Source organism: Hoeflea sp., assembly GCF_039975035.1.
Classification (GTDB): Bacteria; Pseudomonadota; Alphaproteobacteria; order Rhizobiales; family Rhizobiaceae; genus Hoeflea.
On sequence record NZ_JBDWHW010000208.1, the window covers coordinates 1 to 16,646 of the forward strand.

The following is a 16,646-nucleotide window of genomic DNA, read 5'->3' on the forward strand; positions in this document are numbered from 1 at the left end:
CCGGATGTGCAAGCGGGCCGGCGTCCTCGGGAAACTGATGCGCCTTGAGAAGTCGGATTTCGGCTATGCGCTTGACCGCGGCGGACCGCTGGTCGGCGGAGAAGGCATGATCGCGATAGACTGTCAGCCCTTCCTTGAGGCACAGCTGGAACCAGTCGCGGCAGGTGATGCGGTTGCCGGTCCAGTTGTGGAAATACTCATGGGCGATGATGGCTTCGATATTGGCGTAATCCGCATCCGTCGCGGTTTCCGGGTCGGCAAGCACATATTTGTCGTTGAAGACATTAAGCCCCTTGTTCTCCATGGCGCCCATGTTGAAATCCGACACGGCGACGATCTGGAAAATGTCGAGATCGTATTCGCGGCCATAGACCTCCTCATCCCACTTCATCGAGCGCTTGAGCGCGTCCATGGCGTAACCGGCGCGGCCTTCCTTGCCGTGCTCGACATAGATTTTCAGCACCACCTCGCGGCCGCTCATGGTGGTGAAGGTGTCCTCGATCAGGCCGAGGTCTCCGCCGACCAGCGCGAACAGATAGGAAGGCTTGGGGTGCGGGTCGAACCAGGCGGCAAAATGCCGGCCTTCGTCATAATTACCGCCACCGAGGAAATTGCCGTTCGACAGCAGATACTTGGCATCGTCCTTGGCCGCGATGATGGTCACCGTGTAGACAGCCAGAACATCGGGGCGGTCGTAGAAATAGGTGATGCGACGGAAGCCTTCCGCCTCGCACTGGGTGCAGTACACCTTGTTGGTACGGTAAAGCCCCATCAGCTTGGTGTTGCTATCGGGCGAAATGGTGGTGTTGACGGTCACCTCGAACGGTCCGCTTTCGGGCAGACCGCGGATCTCCAGGCTATCCGGAGTCACTTCGAAGAGCGACGGGTCGATATCGGTGCCGTCCAGTTGCACGCTATCGAGTGTCAGCTCATCGCCGTCCAGCACAAGGGCTGCATCCGCTGCCACGCCGTCGCGGCGGTGCATGATGACCCGGGAGACGACTTTGGTCTCCTTTGGGTCAAGCTCGAAAGTCAGATCGATGCGCTCGACCTCGAAGTCCGTCGGCTTGTAATCCTTGAGCTTGAAGACCTGTCCCGTTTCAGTCCGCATATGTTTGGTGTCCCGCAAATTCCCATTATGGGACAGGACGCTATCACAACGGATCCTGACACGGGGTTAAGACGGCAAATCTTGCCAAAAAAGCCCAAACTATCACATCCGGACCATGAATTTACGTCGCCAAACGGCGGTTCACCGGTATTGAATACGAAAAATGGCTTTCCAGACTGCCCTCTCGACATTTCCGTCTTAGGACTTAAATAGGGACAGAGAGACGCGAACGCGGCTCCAAGCCAATCCACCACCGGGAACTGCCATGAACATCGCGACACCTAAATTCGGCGTGGGCGCATCCGCGTTGCGCAAGGAAGACCCAAAGCTGGTCCGTGGCGAGGGTGCGTTCACCGATGACATCAGGGCCGAGGGAGAAGTGCGCGGTTTCGTGCTGCGTTCGCCGCATGCGGCTGCGCGTTTTGTCATCAACGATCTCGATGCCGCCCGCGCCAGCGACGGTGTGCATCTGGTGCTGACAGCCGGCGATGTCGCCCATCTCGGTCCGGTGGTCTGCCAGACACCGCTCAAGCAACCCGACGGCACCCGCCATGCGCTCAAGCACACGCCGCTGCTGTGCGACGGTGAAGTCCGCCATGTCGGCGACGCGGTGGCCTTCATTGTCGCCGATACCCTGGCGCAGGCCCAGGACGCCTCAGAACTGATCGATATCGATTGGGAATTCTGTGAAGCCCATACCAATCTGGCAACCGCGCTGGACGAAGGCAGTTCGCTGGTCTGGCCCGATCTGGGCACAAACCAGGCGTTTCTCTATCGCGTTGGCGATGCCGGAACTACCGATGCGGCGTTTTCCCAAGCCGATCACGTCACCACCATCACTTTCGTCAACAACCGTCTGGTTTCCAACTACATGGAAACCCGCGCCTGCCTGGCCGAGTGGGATGCGTCGGAAGGAAAATTCACACTGACACTTGGGTCGCAAGGCGTTCATGGCATTCGCAGGACGCTTGCCAAGGACGTGTTCGGCATGGATCTCGAAAATTTCCGGGTCATCACCCGCGATGTCGGCGGCGGATTCGGCACAAAATCCTTCAACTACCGGGAATATCCGCTGTCGCTGGAAGCCGCCCGCCAGCTTGGCCGTCCGGTCAAATGGGTGTCTGACCGCACCGAGCATTTCCTGGCTGATGCTCATGGACGCGACCACCAGGTCACGGCATCTCTGGCGATGGACGAGGATGGCCGCATAAGCGGGTTGAAAATCGACATTCTGGCCAATATGGGCGGCTACCTCAGCCAGTTCGGCCCCTATGTCCCGACCTTTGGCGCATCCATGGCGACGGGTGTCTATGACATTGAGAACCTCGATTTCAAATTGCGCGGTGTCTACACCCATACCACGCCGGTGGACGCCTATCGCGGCGCCGGCAGGCCGGAAGCGGCCTTCCTGATCGAACGCCTGATCGACGCGGCGGCCCGCGAGATCGGGATTCCCGTTGCCGAACTGAGGCGCCGCAACTTCATCCATCCCGATCGGTTTCCCTACCATACGCCGGGCGACCGCACCTATGACGTGGGCGAATTCGACGGTCACATGACCCGTGCCCTGGAAAACGCCGATGCGGCAGGATTTCCGGACCGCGTCGAGGAAGCCGCAAGCCGCGGCAAGCTGCGCGGGTTGGGAACCTCGGTCTATATCGAGGCCTGCGCCTTCGCCGGATCGGAGCCCGCCAGGCTGACACTCGACGCCGATGGCGGCATCACGCTCTATATCGGGACGCAAACCAACGGGCAGGGTCACGCCACCGCCTACAGCCAGTTCGTGGCCGACAAGATCGGCATCGGTTTCGAAAAGATCACCGTGCGCCAGGGCGACACCAACGAACTGGCGAAGGGCGGCGGCACTGGCGGTTCCCGCTCGATCCCGTTGGGCGGGGTTTCGGTTTCCGCTGCCTCCGGCGTGCTGGCCGAGAAAATGAAGAAGCTCGCCGCCGATGAGCTCGAGGCGTCCGCCGCCGATATCGAACTGGTCGATGGCGCGGCGCGCATTGTCGGCACCGACAGGGTGATCAGTTACGCCGACATCGCCCGGGCAGCGAAGTCGGACGACGACCGCACCGCCGACGCTGATGTGGTGCAGGACGAGGCCACCTATCCCAACGGCACCCACATCTGCGAGATCGAGATCGATCCTGACACCGGCACGGTTGAAATCGTGCGCTACACGATTGTTGATGATTTCGGCATGACCGTGAACCCCGTGCTGCTGCTCGGTCAGGTGCATGGCGGTGTGGTGCAGGGCATCGGCCAATGCCTAAGCGAAGGCGTCGTCTATTCCGAAGATGGCCAGTTGCTGACCGCGAGCTTCATGGATTACGCCGTGCCGCGCGCCGATGACATGCCGTTCTTCGATTTCGAAACCCGCAACGTTCCCTCGACCACCAACGCCATGGGCATCAAGGGCGCGGGTGAGGCGGGCACGATCGGTGCCTGCCCGGCGGTGATGAATGCGCTTGTCGATGCGCTCGACCGCGCCCGTGGCGTGCGTCACATCGAGATGCCGGCAACACCTCAGCGCGTCTGGGAAGCTCTCAACGGCTGAGGTCAGTCGGGGTCAACCGTCAACCGCACGGGCGGATCGTCTCGCATCAGCGTGACGCGGGCTATCCATCAGGTATATTGATCGGACGAGGCTCCGTGAAGCGGGTATCGTCTGGCGCAATGGTTGATATAACCGGTGAACGCTCTAACCGGATCCGCGGCCCTGTTAGCCGCGAAACGGATTACGAAAGTATCGAATTGTCAAATCCCGAGACAACAGCCACCCCGCCGGAAAACTCGCAACCGGCCGATGCCGCGCAAGCCGGTTCGCCGATGGTGGGCATCATGTTGAAAGTGGTCTCGGTCGCGGTGTTCGTGACGATGTCGACCCTGATCAAGGCTGCGGGCGTGGGAATGCCGGCGGGCCAGATCGTGTTTTTCCGCTCCGCCTTCGCGATTTTCCCGATCCTGATCTTTCTGGCGTTGCGCGGCCAGCTTGGCACCGCCTGGCGGACAAACAACCCATTGTCGCACGTCCGGCGGGGACTGGTCGGTGTGACCGCCATGGCACTCAGTTTTTACGGCATCATGCGGCTGCCCTTGCCCGATGCGATCGCTATCGGCTACGCCATGCCCTTGCTGGCCGTGGTGTTCGCGGCGCTGTTTCTCGGTGAAACGGTACGCATTTTCCGCTGGTCGGCGGTGGCGGTTGGCCTGGGCGGCGTGCTGATTATCAGCTGGCCGCGGCTCACCCTGTTTGGTGACGGCTTTGGCTCCAATGAAGCGCAAGGCGCGCTGGCCGTGCTGGCCTCCGCTGCGCTCGGCGCCACAGCGATGATCCTGGTGCGCAAGCTGGTGCTGACGGAGAGAACGCCGACAATCGTGCTCTATTTCTCGCTGACCGCGACGGTGCTGTCGCTGGTCTCGCTGCCGTTCGGCTGGATCATGCCTGACTGGCAGACGCTCATGCTGATGGCGCTCGCAGGGTTTTGTGGCGGCCTTGGCCAGATATTGCTCACCCAAAGCTACCGTCACGCTGATGTGTCGACGGTTGCGCCGTTTGAATATACCTCGATCGTGCTCGGGATCCTGCTCGGCTACTTCATCTTCGGCGATGTGCCGACATGGTCGATGCTGATAGGGACAACGATCGTCATTGGCGCCGGGCTGTTCGTCATCCTGCGCGAACATGCCCTCGGCCTCGAACGCAGGGCCCAGCGCAAGCTGGTGACACCTCAGGGCTGAAACCTGCCGCAGCGCAGCGACGGCGGTGCGAGCAATATTGCATCGTCCCTGTTCGCGGACCAAAAAAGCTTTGACCGGAAGTCCGTGCCGCAACGACGAACGCGCTACCCCGTACCCGGAGTCTCATTCCCGGTCTCCTCTTCAGCCTCATCTCCATAGCCAGGGTCGGAGCGCGGGTCGAGTTCGGCGGATTGCGGGGTCTGGTCAGGCATCGCCGCCATCGGCAGGAAGTCCGAACGCATGTCTTCGGACGGTTGCTCGCGGCGGCTGATCCGCCAGGCTGCGTGTCCCGAATAGGCGGCAAAGCAGATTGCAATCACGGCGAACAGCGCGTGCGGTCCGAACCAATCCATGGCAGCACCGGTGACCAAGGGGCCGACCATGGTGGCCACACCATAGGTGATCATCAACCCGCTCGACACTTCAACGAATTCGTCGGGCTCGGCGTGGTCGTTGGCATGGGCGACATTGAGCGAATAGATCGGAAACAGGACGGTGCCCAGAAACAGCATGCCGGCGAAGAAGATGAACCGGTTGTCGACACCGAACGTTACCGTGATCGAGCAGGCAATGATTCCGATGAACCCGGCGAATATCATCACCTTGCGGCGATCCATCCGGTCGGATGCCCGTCCCAGCGGATACTGGAAGATCGCACCTCCCACCATGGCGATGGCAAGCATTGTCGCCCCTTCGGCGGTCGATAGGCCCAGCTTTGTGGCGTAGACCGGCCCCAGTCCGCCCCAGGCGCTGGCGATCAGGCCTGCCAGCAAGGTTCCGACAACCGCAGCAGGCGAGCGCCGGTAGAGGCCGGGAACGTCGAACTTCACCTGGGTCAGCGGCTGCGGCGATTGTGCGCTCGACAGGGCCGTCGGCATCACCGCCAGCGAACAGATCAAGGCGCAGATCATGAACAGGGTCGGCCCCAGCGGATCGCCAAAGGGAACGATATATTGCCCCACCATGACCGCCGACATGCTGACAACCATGTAGACTGAAAACAACGCGCCGCGGTTTTCGTTGCTGACCTTTTCGTTAAGCCAGCTTTCGATGATCATGTAGCCGCCAGCGATGGAGAACCCGGCCAGCGCGCGCGTCAGCACCCAGATGACCGGATGCACGATCAGGCTGTGCAACAGGAATGACATCGCCATGATCGTGGTCAGTGCGCCGAACACGCGCACATGACCAACCCGAAGCACCATCCGGGGCGTGATAACGCAGCTTGCGGTAAAGGCGATGGCATATCCCGTCGCGATCAGCGATATGGTGAATGTCGACCAGCCTTCGGCCACGGCCCGAACTGGAATCAGGTATCCGGAAAGCCCCATCGCGGTCAGCAGGAAAAATGTCGATATGAGCAAGGACGCCACTGATCGAACGGACTGGATCATGGCGGCTTTCCCTGGCAACAAAGCGGCGCCTGCGCACTCTCCGGCGGTATCCGGATGCTGCAGTCCCGATCACATCAATGATTCTGTAAAAAAGCATGTCATGCCGGTCTGCGACGGGAAGGCCAGATTGCGACGCGGGCAAAATATTTTCGCCTCTCCGCCGTTTCGGCAGCAACCCGGCCAACCGGCCCGCTAACCGGATCTGAGTTGTTCAATCCGTTCCTGCAGGGAGAGCAGATCAGCCCAGACAAGCCGCTTTTGCGCAGGGTTTCTCAACAGGTAGGCCGGATGCAGGGTCGGCAGGGCAGGGATGCGGTTTCCACCCGCCTCGTACTCCATCCAGGTACCTCGCAGGGAGAGAATGCCCTTGTCGGTTCCAAGCAGCGATTTGCTCGCGACATTTCCCAGCATCACCACGATCTTTGGCGCGGCGAGAGCGACATGACGTTCGATAAACGGGCGGCAAAGCTCGATTTCATGTGGCGCCGGAGTGCGGTTGCCTGGGGGGCGCCAGGGGATCATGTTGGTGATGTAGGCGGTTTCGCGGGTCAGTCCGATTGCCGCCAGCATCCGGTCCAGCAATTGCCCGGCGCGCCCGACAAATGGTGCGCCCTGGATATCCTCCTCGCGGCCCGGCGCTTCGCCGATAAACATGACATCGGCCTCCGGATTGCCGTCGGCGAAGACCAGGGTTTTGGCACTGTGACGCAGGTTGCAGCCGGTGAAACCATCAAGCGCTGCGCGCAACTCCGGGATCGAACCGGCACTTGCCGCCAGCGCACGGGCGTCCTCAAACGCGGCCTCTCCCGGAATCGTCAATTGCGAGGCCTGCGGCGCCGGCGTCACGGGTTGCGCCGTGGCTCTCGGGCGCTCCGCGGGTGCGGATGATAACGGGCGTTGGGTCGTCTCGCCGTTGCTTGACGAAGGCGCGCCGGTTGGCCGTTGCTGTTGGGATTGCGCCCGGGCCTGCGCCAATGCCGCCGATTGTTCAAACCGGTCGATGGCCGCGTCTTCGCACAACTCGCCGATGCCGCTGTCGGCGTAAAAACTCAACAGCGCCGCAAGCGCCTGCGGGCTCATGTCGGATGCGGAAACGGCCATGATGCGGTTTTACCGCAAAGCCCGATGCATGTCGCGCTCAAATGAACTGATTTGAGCGATAACCTGCATGCACCATAGTGCCGCATACTCACGTGAACCTGTGGCGCTGCAGTGATGCAAAGGCGGATTGGCAAGCTTTCCCGAAATGAAAACGCCCGGACACGGAATCCGGGCGTTGATCGATCACAAACAGGTAGGCACCGCGATGCGCCGTCCCGAAGATCAGGCGTTGTATTCGGCTTCGCTGGAGCCTTCGCCGCCTTCACCTTCTTCGTCGTCATTGTAGTCGGGATCGTGGGCGGCAGCTTCTGCTGCTTCGGCAGCGGCTTCTTCGTCAACGCCGTAAATGGCGTCGGCCGAGGACAGGTCTTCGCCCTTGGACTGGCGTTCCGCTTCATCGGCGGAGCGGGCGACGTTGAAGGTCACCTGAACGCTGACGTCAGCATGAAGCGCCAGCGGCACGGTGTGCAGACCGATGGTCTTGACCGGGTTGTTCATGTCAACCTGGCTGCGGCCGATGGTGAAGCCGTTGTCGGCCAGCACCTGGATCACGTCGCGGGCTGCGACCGAACCGTAAAGCTGACCGGTTTCGCCGGCCGAACGGACAACCACGAAGGTCTTGCCGTTGAGCTTGTCGGCGATCTGCTCGGCTTCCGACTTGCGCTCCAGGTTGCGGGCTTCCAGGACCGCGCGCTCGGCCTCGAAGCGGGTCTTGTTGGCGGCGTTGGCGCGCAGCGCCTTGCCCTGCGGCAGCAGGAAGTTACGGGCGTAGCCGTCGCGAACCTTTACGGTTTCGCCCATCTGGCCGAGCCTTGCGATGCGTTCAAGAAGAATGACGTCCATTGTGATGTTCCTTTCGAGGGGGGGTATCAGGGTTTTGGATTGGGACCGGAGCCGGTCACAGTGAGAGTGCGGGCCGTGTCGAAAAGCCCGAGGAAAAGAAAGAAGGCCAGTGGCACAGTAAAGATCACCGTCGCCAGATAGGCGGTCCACAGCAGCAGGCCGCGCGCCGGTTTGCCGCGGGTCCGGTGATGTGCGATGGCAAAGCCGGAGGCGATGAAGCCGATGCCGAAAGCACCGATCAGGGTCCAGCCGATCAGGCCGACGCCTCCCTGGACGAAACTCATCGCCACGCCGGCCGCCAGCGCGAACACGCCCAGTCGCGGCATCCGGAGCTGTGAGGGCAGGTCATCCTTGGGCCGTTTCGACCGGCCCGACATGCGCACGATGGCCGAGGCGACATACCAGCCGGCAAGCAGGATCAGCACCCACATCGCGGCCTGGATGGTGGGCAGGGCATACAGAAAAAACTGCTTCATCTCCGCCAGGCTTCCCGCAGAAAGCTCGTAGTCGGCGTTGTTGTGCTTGAGCGTGTCGACAAACACGTCGACCAGTTGCTCGACAAAGTCCGGACCATAGCCCATGGCGAGCCCGACAGCCACCAGACCGACGCAGACGCAGCCCGCGATGTTGATGAAAATGTCCGACAGCGGATACCAGGCGACGCCGCCTTGAGGTCCGCCGATCTCCTCGGCCGGGCGGCCCAGATTGGACAGATGCGCGATCCAGGCAGCCGGCGTCAGCGTGGTGACCGCCGATACCAGCGCTGCCTGCGGTGTGGTGGCGAAACCGATGATCAGCATGGCGCAGCCAACCGCGACGATCGAGGCGAGGTTGGACCAGCCCAGTCCAGCAATCAGGACTGGAAGTGCGGCGGCGGCGAACAGGATAAAGGACAGGCTGGAAGGGGAACCGGCGCTGACAAGCAAAAGCGCGGCGGAAACGCCGGCGAGCAGGCCCACAAGGAGCGATGTGCTTTGCTGTGTCATTTTCGCTGTCCTGCTTGCGAGCAGTTAGAGGCAATCTTCGCCCCAACCCGGGATTTTGGTGGCCCAGACCTCGCGCCCGTCGCGGGATGGGAAACAGACCGGCGATCGCTCGCCGGTCTGCATGGTATCAGAAACCTACTTCAGCACGTAAGGCAGCAGGCCGAGGAAACGTGCGCGCTTGATCGCCTTGGCGAGTTCGCGCTGCTTCTTCTGGCTCACCGCCGTGATGCGGGAAGGAACGATCTTGCCGCGCTCGGAAATGTAGCGCTGCAGCAGACGCACGTCCTTGTAATCGATCTTCGGCGCATTCGCTCCCGAAAACGGGCAGGTCTTGCGACGGCGATGGAACGGACGGCGTGTCGGGATCTGGTTGATGTCGACCATTGTCTGTTCTCCTATTCGCGGTCTTCGCGCGGACGGCGCGGGCCACGGTCACCGCGATCGCCACGCGGACGATCATCACGGTCGCCGCGCGGACGGTCGTCACGGTCACGCTTCTGAAGCATGGCCGACGGGCCTTCTTCATGGGCGTCGACGGAAACGGTCATGAAACGAAGAATGTCTTCGTTGAAGCGCATCTGGCGCTCCATTTCCTTGACGGCGTCCGACGGTGCGTCGATGTCCATCAGCGCGTAATGCGCCTTGCGGTTCTTGTTGATGCGGTATGTGAGGGACTTGAGGCCCCAATGCTCTATACGCCCGACTTTGCCGCCATTAGCTTCGATCACACCCTTGTACTGGTCTACGAGGGCTTCGACCTGCTGGCTGGAGACATCCTGCCGGGCAAGGAATACATGTTCATAAAGAGCCATGATTGACTTGCCTTTCTTGCTTTAACATCACCCGGATCCGGCGCTAAGCCCCAGCGACTTGTCCTGGCGGCGTATTCGCCGGGCAAGAAAGACGTGGTATCGAGACGGTCGTGAGCGGAGACACGGGAGGCCGGAGCGCTTTTGCCCCTGGGATCCTGAAGGATCGCACCCTCCGTTCAGCCACCAGCCAGATGACCGGGTGTTCGAACAGCCGCGCTTATACGCGCTTTAAACCGGATTGCAAGGCCAAAGCTCCAGTGTGTCAGGGCCGGGGCGCGTCGTTTGCTTCGCAATTGTACCGAATGCCGTCGTCGATCCGGTTTTCGCCCTCTTCGAGGCCGTAAGCAAGGAGTGTGATGATCAGGGCCCGATCAGGGTTGCCGCACGGGGCGGTGCGGCATCGCCTCCCGGCGTTCACAGCCGCTGTTGCCGTCCGGTTGCTCCAAAATATGCATAAGTAAGATTTTTTTAAACCACTTAACTCCGATTTCATCGTCAGGTGAGAGGCTTGTTTCCGGAACTGGGCTGGATCGGGCCGAATAAATTTATTCCGATCGCCGAAACCTCGTCGCAGATTGTCGAACTGGGACGTTGCATTCTGACCACCGCATGCGTCGATGCGATGGCGTTTCCCGACAACATCAGGGTTTCGGTCAATCTCTCGGTTGGCCAGATGTTGCGCGACGATGTCATCGCCATGGTGACTGACATACTCGCAAGCACTGGTTTTCCTGCGCACAGACTGACGCTGGAGGTGACTGAATCAGTGATGATGTCCGAGCCTGATCTGGCCGCCCGCATCCTGAAGGGCCTCCAGGATCTCGGCATTTCAATTGCGCTCGATGATTTCGGAACAGGATATTCGGCCCTGTCCTATCTCAGCCAATTCGATTGGGACGAGCTGAAAATCGACAAGACCTTCGTTGACAATCTTGGTGACGATCCGCGTTCGCTGTGCATCGTCGAGTCCGTCATCGATCTGGCGACGGAACTTGGCATGAAGGTCGTGGCTGAAGGAGTCGAGACCGCCGACCAGCACGAGATCCTGCGCAGGAGCGGCTGCCACATCGCGCAGGGCTACCTGTTCGGCCGCCCGCAACCTGTTGATCAGATTCTCCTGGCCGTGCTCAAATCCATTGCGAAGCTTGAACCGGGCGAAGGCGCGACAGGCGATGGGCCGCCTCCAAGACTTCGCTGGCTTTAGGCATGGCCAGGCCGCCAGCAACGATTGATGAACATGTTGACTTGGCCAAATGACTGCGCGGCAGCCTCCGATGACAGTCTCTCCAGGTGATGGCGCGGCGAATTCCAGTAATTGAGCCGCACGTCACACCCATGCTTTCGGCCATTTTCGGCCATGCGTATGGCGTCATCGAAATGAATATCGTTTTCACTGGTATGAATCAGGATTGGCGGCCAACCTTCCTGATTGGCAAAGACCGGTGAGGCAAGCGGCGAGGTGACCGGCTCGTCCTGGAGATACAGTCGTGCGCAGAACGCGGCCGTTTCCATGCGGAACGGGCTTTGCGAGGAAATGCTGCGGGTAATATAGGACCAGCCGCTCAAACTCAGATCGCACCAGGGGGAAAACAGCACGATGCCGGCCGGCAATTCGGCGCCGTCCATTTGCAGAATCTGAAGAGCACCGAGCACGATTGATGCGCCGGCCGTGTCGGCGGCAAGGAAAATATTCTCAGGACGATGTCCTTGCTCGACAAAGTTCAGATAATGCGCGACGAAATCGGCGGGAGCGGCGGGAAAGGGATGCTCGGGGGCGAGACGGTGCGGCACCATCATGATCTCGCAATTGATCGCTTCGGCGAGCCGCTGGACCATGCTCTTCTGCTTGCGCGCGGGCGGCATGATGAAGCCACCGCCCGCGACATAGAGAATGTCCGGGCGGTTCTTCATCGCGTATCTTTGCTGTGTCCCATCCTGCGGCCCCGTTTCATCTTGCAGCTCGGTGTGCGGCGGACGCGCGCCACGGACCAATCCGCTAGGCATGAAACTGGGCAAGGTCTCCATCGCACCGCTTGCATAGGCGCCGCGCATAAAGGCGACATGGTCTTCGGCGGCGGCAAGGTTGCCGGTCTTGTTCATTGCGGTTTTCAGTCGGGAGATCAGGGTTCGTTCGATGATCCGGTTTTCCAGCCGCGCCAGCAGGCGGTCGATCTGGTCCCGGGCCCACCCGGCTTTGGCCGAATAGCGGCGTGCCAGATCAGCGGCTTCCAGAACGGCAAGCCTTTGGTCCGAATAGGTCTGCAGAAACCCGGATTTGGTGGCTGTCATCATCTGTGCCATCCTGCCGTCTCGGTTTTGACCGGCAGGATAACCTCTGTCGCCACCATTGTGCAACGATCAGCGGTTCGCCTGGCGCACGATTTTACACCGCCAACCTTGAGTGCCGCTGATGGTCCGGGGATCAGGATGAAGAGAAAGCGATCTCATGCAAGCTCGGACACTCCGGACGACAGGCCACCAGTCGATCGCGATCTGGCTGCACAGACACGCACCGAACTGCCGCGACAAATCGTCGACAGCGGCCTTTTCGACCTTGATCGCGATCCTGCCCAGCTAGCCCGGGTGCGGGAGATCCTGGCCCGTCTTCCCGACAGAGCCGTTGTCGACGTTGCCAATCGCTTGCGTTTGGCAGACAGTGCGAAGCAGACGGATATCAAGGCTTTCATTAAGGCCCACGGAATAACGCCGGCGGAAGAGCGCTTGCTGACAAGTCTTGTCAACGGCGAGACGGTTGTCGACCATGCTCAAAAGCAGGGCGTTTCGGTCAACACCGCGCGAACCCATATGCGCCGACTGCTCGAGAAGACCGGCAGCACCGGCCAGCTTGACCTCATCAAGAAGACGCGAAGCGATAGCTGATCCCTTTTTCTGATTGCCGCTCCTGTCGTCCCGCGGCCCCAATCCCGACCTTCCCAGCGGTAACTTGCAGCAGTGCTCCGATGTCATCACATCTGATGATTACAGCAGGCCGGGGCTCGCGGATCATGATCTGGACCGGACAGGGCCGGCGGGAAGCCGCTTGAATCCCAACATGTTCGGATGGCCAGTTTGAACCGGAAGGAGAAAGCGGATGAGGATTGAACTAGCGACAAGGAAACTGATCAAGCCACTGACCAAGCACCTTGCAACGTTTGCACTGGTGGCGGGCGTGATGGGTGTGCCGGTCGAGGCATCGGCGACCAAAGGAGACACCGGGCGCGGCGAAGCCCCGCAGTCCCGTTATGTTTCCATCGACGAGCTTCTGCGCTTGAATGACAGTACCCTTTCACGGCTTCGTACCGATCGGCATTTGAAGGTGAAAGGCGTGATGGGACACTTCGGCAGCAGAGTGCTGATTGCAGCCATCCGCTCAAACCCCGTCCGGACGAAAAGATTGATCGATAGAATGGAACGCGCCCAAAGCGATGAAGAAAGAATAGCGATCATTCGCCGACAATTGGGACCCGTCGAAAGAAAAAACAAAGACCTTGTTGCGCGTGTGAAGAAGCAACGGGAGAATTTGGCATTGGCGGATACTTTCTTCACCTCTTCGGCAAATACGTTCCCATCTGGAAGCGGCGTCACAAATGGGCTGGAGGACGATGATCCATTGCACCGTGATGTAAGAGTGGAAAGGGATTTCCTGAGTTTGCTCCAAGCCATTGAATACCATCTCAGTAACAATTTGGGGTACAGGTATTAATCGGATTCCGGTCGTTGGACAGATCTTGCAGAAAAAGCAGTTTCGTTGGCGTCTCACAGAAGCTTGCGGCGCTTTAGCTCGATTATGTGGCGTTGGCGAGAAGGCTGAGATGGTGACCCAACCGCAATCAGCAAGGACTTCACGGTATGCGTGGGGCCGCAGCCCACAGGCCCCGGCCCGGTGTCATCACATCTGATGATTACAGCGGATCGCGGCCCGCAGATCATGGTCGGGACCGGACAGGTCGGTGAGCTTTGGTGATCAATGCCAGCATGTCCGGATGGTCAGATTGAACCGGAAGGATGAACAGATGACTATTGCACAAACGACAAGGAAACTGATCAAGCCCCTGACCGGACACCTGGCGATGCTTGCGCTGGTCGCGGGCGTGGCGGGTATGCCAATTGAAGCATTGGCGACCAAAGGAGAAAGCGGGCGCGGCGAAGCCCCGGGTATCCGTACGGTTTCCACCTACACGCTTCAACGTTTGAACGACAACGCGCTGCAGACGCTCGCTGCGGAACGTAACGTCAGGGTAGAGGGAGAGATGGGGCGCTACAACAGGTTCCGCCTGCTCAAGGCTTTGCGCTTCACCCCCGATCGGACGAGGAGGTTGATTGAACGAATTGAGAATGCGCGGACCGACGTCGAAAGAGAGGCGATCATTCGTGGGCTTTTGAGAGCCGCGAAAAAGCGACACAAGGCGCTGGAAACCCGCATCCTGAAAGACGAGACGGATCTGATAAAGGCAAGCCTTGCCGAAAAGGCGGCCACAGATTCGAAGGCGCCAAAAGTCGGGAGCAAAAAGGGTGTCCAGGATCATCTTAAATTGAGAGACGAGCTCCATTCGGAGCTAACCTTCATCAGGTTGCTCATCAGCATGAAGCGCAGCCATACTCTGCGCAAGTAAGCAGTTCGGATGGGCGCCTGCCGATGACAGAGCAGTCTGCATCGAGGCAGGCGCCCTCCGAGCCTGTCTCAGATCGGCATCGGATGCGCCCGCCGCGCGGTGGCGATGTCGTCGAGTACGGCATCAGACAGTTTCACGTCCTTCGCCCCGATTGCGGTCTTGAGCTGCTCCATGGTCGTCGCCCCGATGATCGTCGCGGTCATGAAAGGTCGCGTCAGGCAGAAGCCGATGGCCATCTGCGAGGGGTCGAGGCCGTGCTTGCTGGCGACGTCGAGATAGGCCGCGGTCGCGGCTTCCGTTCCCGGTCCCCAACGTCCGCCCAGAGTGGGCACGCGGGAACGGCGTGAGCCTTCCGGCGTGACATCACCCTGGTACTTGCCGGTCAGGATGCCTGTCGCCAGCGGTGAAAACGCCAACAACCCCACATCCTCGTGATGTGCCACCTCTGCCAGGTCGGTGTCGAACATGCGGCAGATCAGACTGTATTCATTCTGGATCGAGGCGACGCGGGGCAGGTTGTGCTGCTCGGCGAGCCTGACAAATTGCATGGTGCCCCAGGCGCTTTCGTTGGACAGGCCGATGGCGCGGATCTTGCCGGCCTTGACCGCATCTCCCAGACCTTCCAGCGTCTCGCGGATGTCGGCAACCGCGGCGTCCTTGTCCTGTTTGCTTGCATCAAATGCCCAGTGCTTGCGAAAATGATAGGAGCCGCGGTTTGGCCAATGCAGCTGATAGAGGTCGATATGGTCGACGCCGAGGCGCGCGAGGCTGCCGTCGACAGCTTCCATCACCGAAGCACGGGTAAAGCCCTGACCGTCGCGAATCCAGCTGACCCCGTCGCCCCCCATCTTGGTTGCCAGAATCACCTGGTCGCGTTTGCCGGAACTGCGAAACCAGCTTCCGATGAATTCTTCGGTCCGTCCCTGGGTTTCGGCCCGTGTCGGCTGGGTCGGATACATTTCCGCGGCATCGAAGAAATTGACACCCTGGGTCAGCGCGTAATCCATCTGGGCATGCGCTTCTGCCTCGGAGTTTTGTTCACCCCATGTCATGGTCCCGAGGCAAATCTCGCTTACGGTCATGCCGGTGCGTCCGAGCGGATTCAATTTCATGCGGGCCATCCTGTTTATTCCGGCCCTTTAGCTTGCGGGCACCTGTCGAAGTTGGGCGCACAATACCCACCGCGCCGCCCGGTGCAAGCCATTCGTCCTGCAAACAATCCGGAGGCGGCGTGCACCGGCGCGGCTGGTCTAAAACAGCCAGATCATGTAGCCCGCATAGACACCGAGCATCACAAATCCGGTCAAACGGCTGATTCGTCCGGCAAGCAGGATCAGGCCGATCAGCGCCAGTGAAACCAGAGCCATGAACGGAATGTCGAATCGCGCCATCGCGGCATCGACAGGAACAGGCGTGACCATTCCGGTGATGCCCAGAATGCCCAGAACATTGAAGATGTTGGAGCCGACGACATTGCCAAGCGCCACTTCGGCATGACGGCGAAAGGCCGCGACAACGGAGGTTGCGAGTTCGGGCAGGCTGGTGCCGACGGCCACGATGGTGAGCCCGATGACCGCCTCGGATATGCCGAATTCCCGCGCGATGGCGGTCGCCGCGTCAATCAGCATGCCGGCGCCGATAAACAGCGCGCCGAGACCGCCCACGATGAACAGTACTTCCTTCCAGCCCTCGGTCCTGACCGCCAGATCGGCTTCCTCGGTGGTCAAGCGCCGGCGATCGCTGTGGGTGACCCAGCCGAGATAGGCGGCGAGCCCGCCAAACATGGCCAGACCGAGCCAGGCTTTGATCACGCCCCAGGCTCCCAGGCCAAGCATGACACCCGCCGCGATCATCATCATCGCCAGATCCCGCTTGAGATTGGCGATGCGCGCGGCGATCGGCGAGATCACCGATGCGAGGCCGAGAATGAGCAGGATATTGGCGGTGTTCGATCCGACCACATTGCCGATGGCGATGGCCGGCGCCTCGTCCAGCGCCGCGCTGAGCGACACCAGCAATTCCGGCATCGACGTGCCGAA

16 protein-coding genes are annotated in these 16,646 nt (G+C 60.5%); 6 read left to right on the forward strand and 10 right to left on the reverse strand.

Annotated elements, in window-relative coordinates; genetic code table 11:
* On the reverse strand, positions 1–1,111 hold a 1,111-nt coding region (locus tag ABJN75_RS18570; protein WP_348441081.1), incomplete at its 3' end, for a M1 family aminopeptidase.
* A gap of 265 nt (positions 1,112–1,376) precedes the next feature.
* On the opposite strand from ABJN75_RS18570, the gene ABJN75_RS18575 reads away from it, so the two are divergent.
* Together ABJN75_RS18575 and ABJN75_RS18580 are read left to right on the forward strand one after the other, a co-directional pair.
* A complete protein-coding gene (locus tag ABJN75_RS18575; RefSeq protein WP_348441082.1) occupies positions 1,377–3,674 on the forward strand; it encodes a xanthine dehydrogenase family protein molybdopterin-binding subunit in 2,298 nt (765 codons plus the stop codon).
* Between the two features lie 272 nt (positions 3,675–3,946).
* Complete coding sequence (locus ABJN75_RS18580) at positions 3,947–4,858, forward strand: DMT family transporter (RefSeq protein ID WP_348441095.1); 912 nt, start codon at positions 3,947–3,949, stop codon at positions 4,856–4,858.
* A 104-nt stretch (positions 4,859–4,962) separates the two neighbouring features.
* Here ABJN75_RS18580 and ABJN75_RS18585 read toward each other — a convergent pair whose 3' ends face one another.
* From ABJN75_RS18585 to rpsF, 6 genes are all read right to left on the reverse strand, one after another.
* Positions 4,963–6,252, reverse strand: coding sequence for an MFS transporter (locus tag ABJN75_RS18585; RefSeq protein ID WP_348441083.1), 1,290 nt, complete (start codon positions 6,250–6,252; stop codon positions 4,963–4,965).
* A 192-nt stretch (positions 6,253–6,444) separates the two neighbouring features.
* Entirely contained in the window at positions 6,445–7,353 is a 909-nt protein-coding gene (locus ABJN75_RS18590) for a uracil-DNA glycosylase (protein WP_348441084.1), read from the reverse strand.
* 222 nt (positions 7,354–7,575) lie between these two features.
* Positions 7,576–8,196 carry a 50S ribosomal protein L9 gene (gene rplI / locus ABJN75_RS18595; protein WP_348441085.1) on the reverse strand — a complete coding sequence of 207 codons (621 nt, stop codon included), beginning with the start codon at positions 8,194–8,196 and terminating at the stop codon, positions 7,576–7,578.
* 26 nt (positions 8,197–8,222) lie between these two features.
* A complete protein-coding gene (locus ABJN75_RS18600; RefSeq protein WP_348441086.1) occupies positions 8,223–9,182 on the reverse strand; it encodes a DUF2232 domain-containing protein in 960 nt (319 codons plus the stop codon).
* Between the two features lie 135 nt (positions 9,183–9,317).
* Positions 9,318–9,566: a 30S ribosomal protein S18 gene (gene rpsR, locus ABJN75_RS18605; RefSeq protein ID WP_007196805.1), complete on the reverse strand. Its 249-nt coding sequence runs from the start codon at positions 9,564–9,566 to the stop codon at positions 9,318–9,320.
* Positions 9,567–9,577: 11 nt separating this feature from the next.
* Positions 9,578–9,994, reverse strand: coding sequence for a 30S ribosomal protein S6 (rpsF, locus tag ABJN75_RS18610; RefSeq protein WP_348441087.1), 417 nt, complete (start codon positions 9,992–9,994; stop codon positions 9,578–9,580).
* Positions 9,995–10,502: 508 nt separating this feature from the next.
* Here rpsF and ABJN75_RS18615 point away from each other — a divergent pair.
* Positions 10,503–11,198 (forward strand): EAL domain-containing protein, encoded by a 696-nt coding sequence (locus tag ABJN75_RS18615; protein WP_348441088.1) that lies wholly within the window; start codon positions 10,503–10,505, stop codon positions 11,196–11,198.
* Here the strand turns inward: ABJN75_RS18615 and ABJN75_RS18620 are convergent.
* The gene (locus ABJN75_RS18620) at positions 11,195–12,286 is read right to left on the reverse strand and encodes an alpha/beta hydrolase fold domain-containing protein (RefSeq protein WP_348441089.1); all 1,092 of its coding nucleotides are present in this window, start codon (positions 12,284–12,286) and stop codon (positions 11,195–11,197) included. The genes ABJN75_RS18615 and ABJN75_RS18620 overlap by 4 nt on opposite strands.
* Positions 12,287–12,421: 135 nt before the next feature.
* Between ABJN75_RS18620 and ABJN75_RS18625 the strand changes: the two genes are divergently transcribed.
* From ABJN75_RS18625 to ABJN75_RS18635, 3 genes are all read left to right on the forward strand, one after another.
* On the forward strand, positions 12,422–12,874 hold the full coding sequence (locus ABJN75_RS18625; RefSeq protein WP_348441090.1) for a hypothetical protein: 453 nt from the start codon (positions 12,422–12,424) through the stop codon (positions 12,872–12,874).
* A 211-nt stretch (positions 12,875–13,085) separates the two neighbouring features.
* Complete coding sequence (locus ABJN75_RS18630) at positions 13,086–13,697, forward strand: hypothetical protein (protein ID WP_348441091.1); 612 nt, start codon at positions 13,086–13,088, stop codon at positions 13,695–13,697.
* 310 nt (positions 13,698–14,007) lie between these two features.
* Positions 14,008–14,607 carry a hypothetical protein gene (locus tag ABJN75_RS18635; RefSeq protein ID WP_348441092.1) on the forward strand — a complete coding sequence of 200 codons (600 nt, stop codon included), beginning with the start codon at positions 14,008–14,010 and terminating at the stop codon, positions 14,605–14,607.
* Between the two features lie 68 nt (positions 14,608–14,675).
* On the opposite strand, the gene ABJN75_RS18640 is transcribed toward ABJN75_RS18635, so the two are convergent.
* Both ABJN75_RS18640 and ABJN75_RS18645 read right to left on the reverse strand, forming a co-directional pair.
* Positions 14,676–15,719, reverse strand: a complete 1,044-nt coding sequence (locus ABJN75_RS18640) for an aldo/keto reductase (protein WP_348441093.1) — start codon at positions 15,717–15,719, stop codon at positions 14,676–14,678.
* A 138-nt stretch (positions 15,720–15,857) separates the two neighbouring features.
* Positions 15,858–16,646, reverse strand: a 789-nt coding sequence (locus ABJN75_RS18645; RefSeq protein WP_348441094.1) for a calcium/sodium antiporter, incomplete at its 5' end; no start/stop codon positions are given.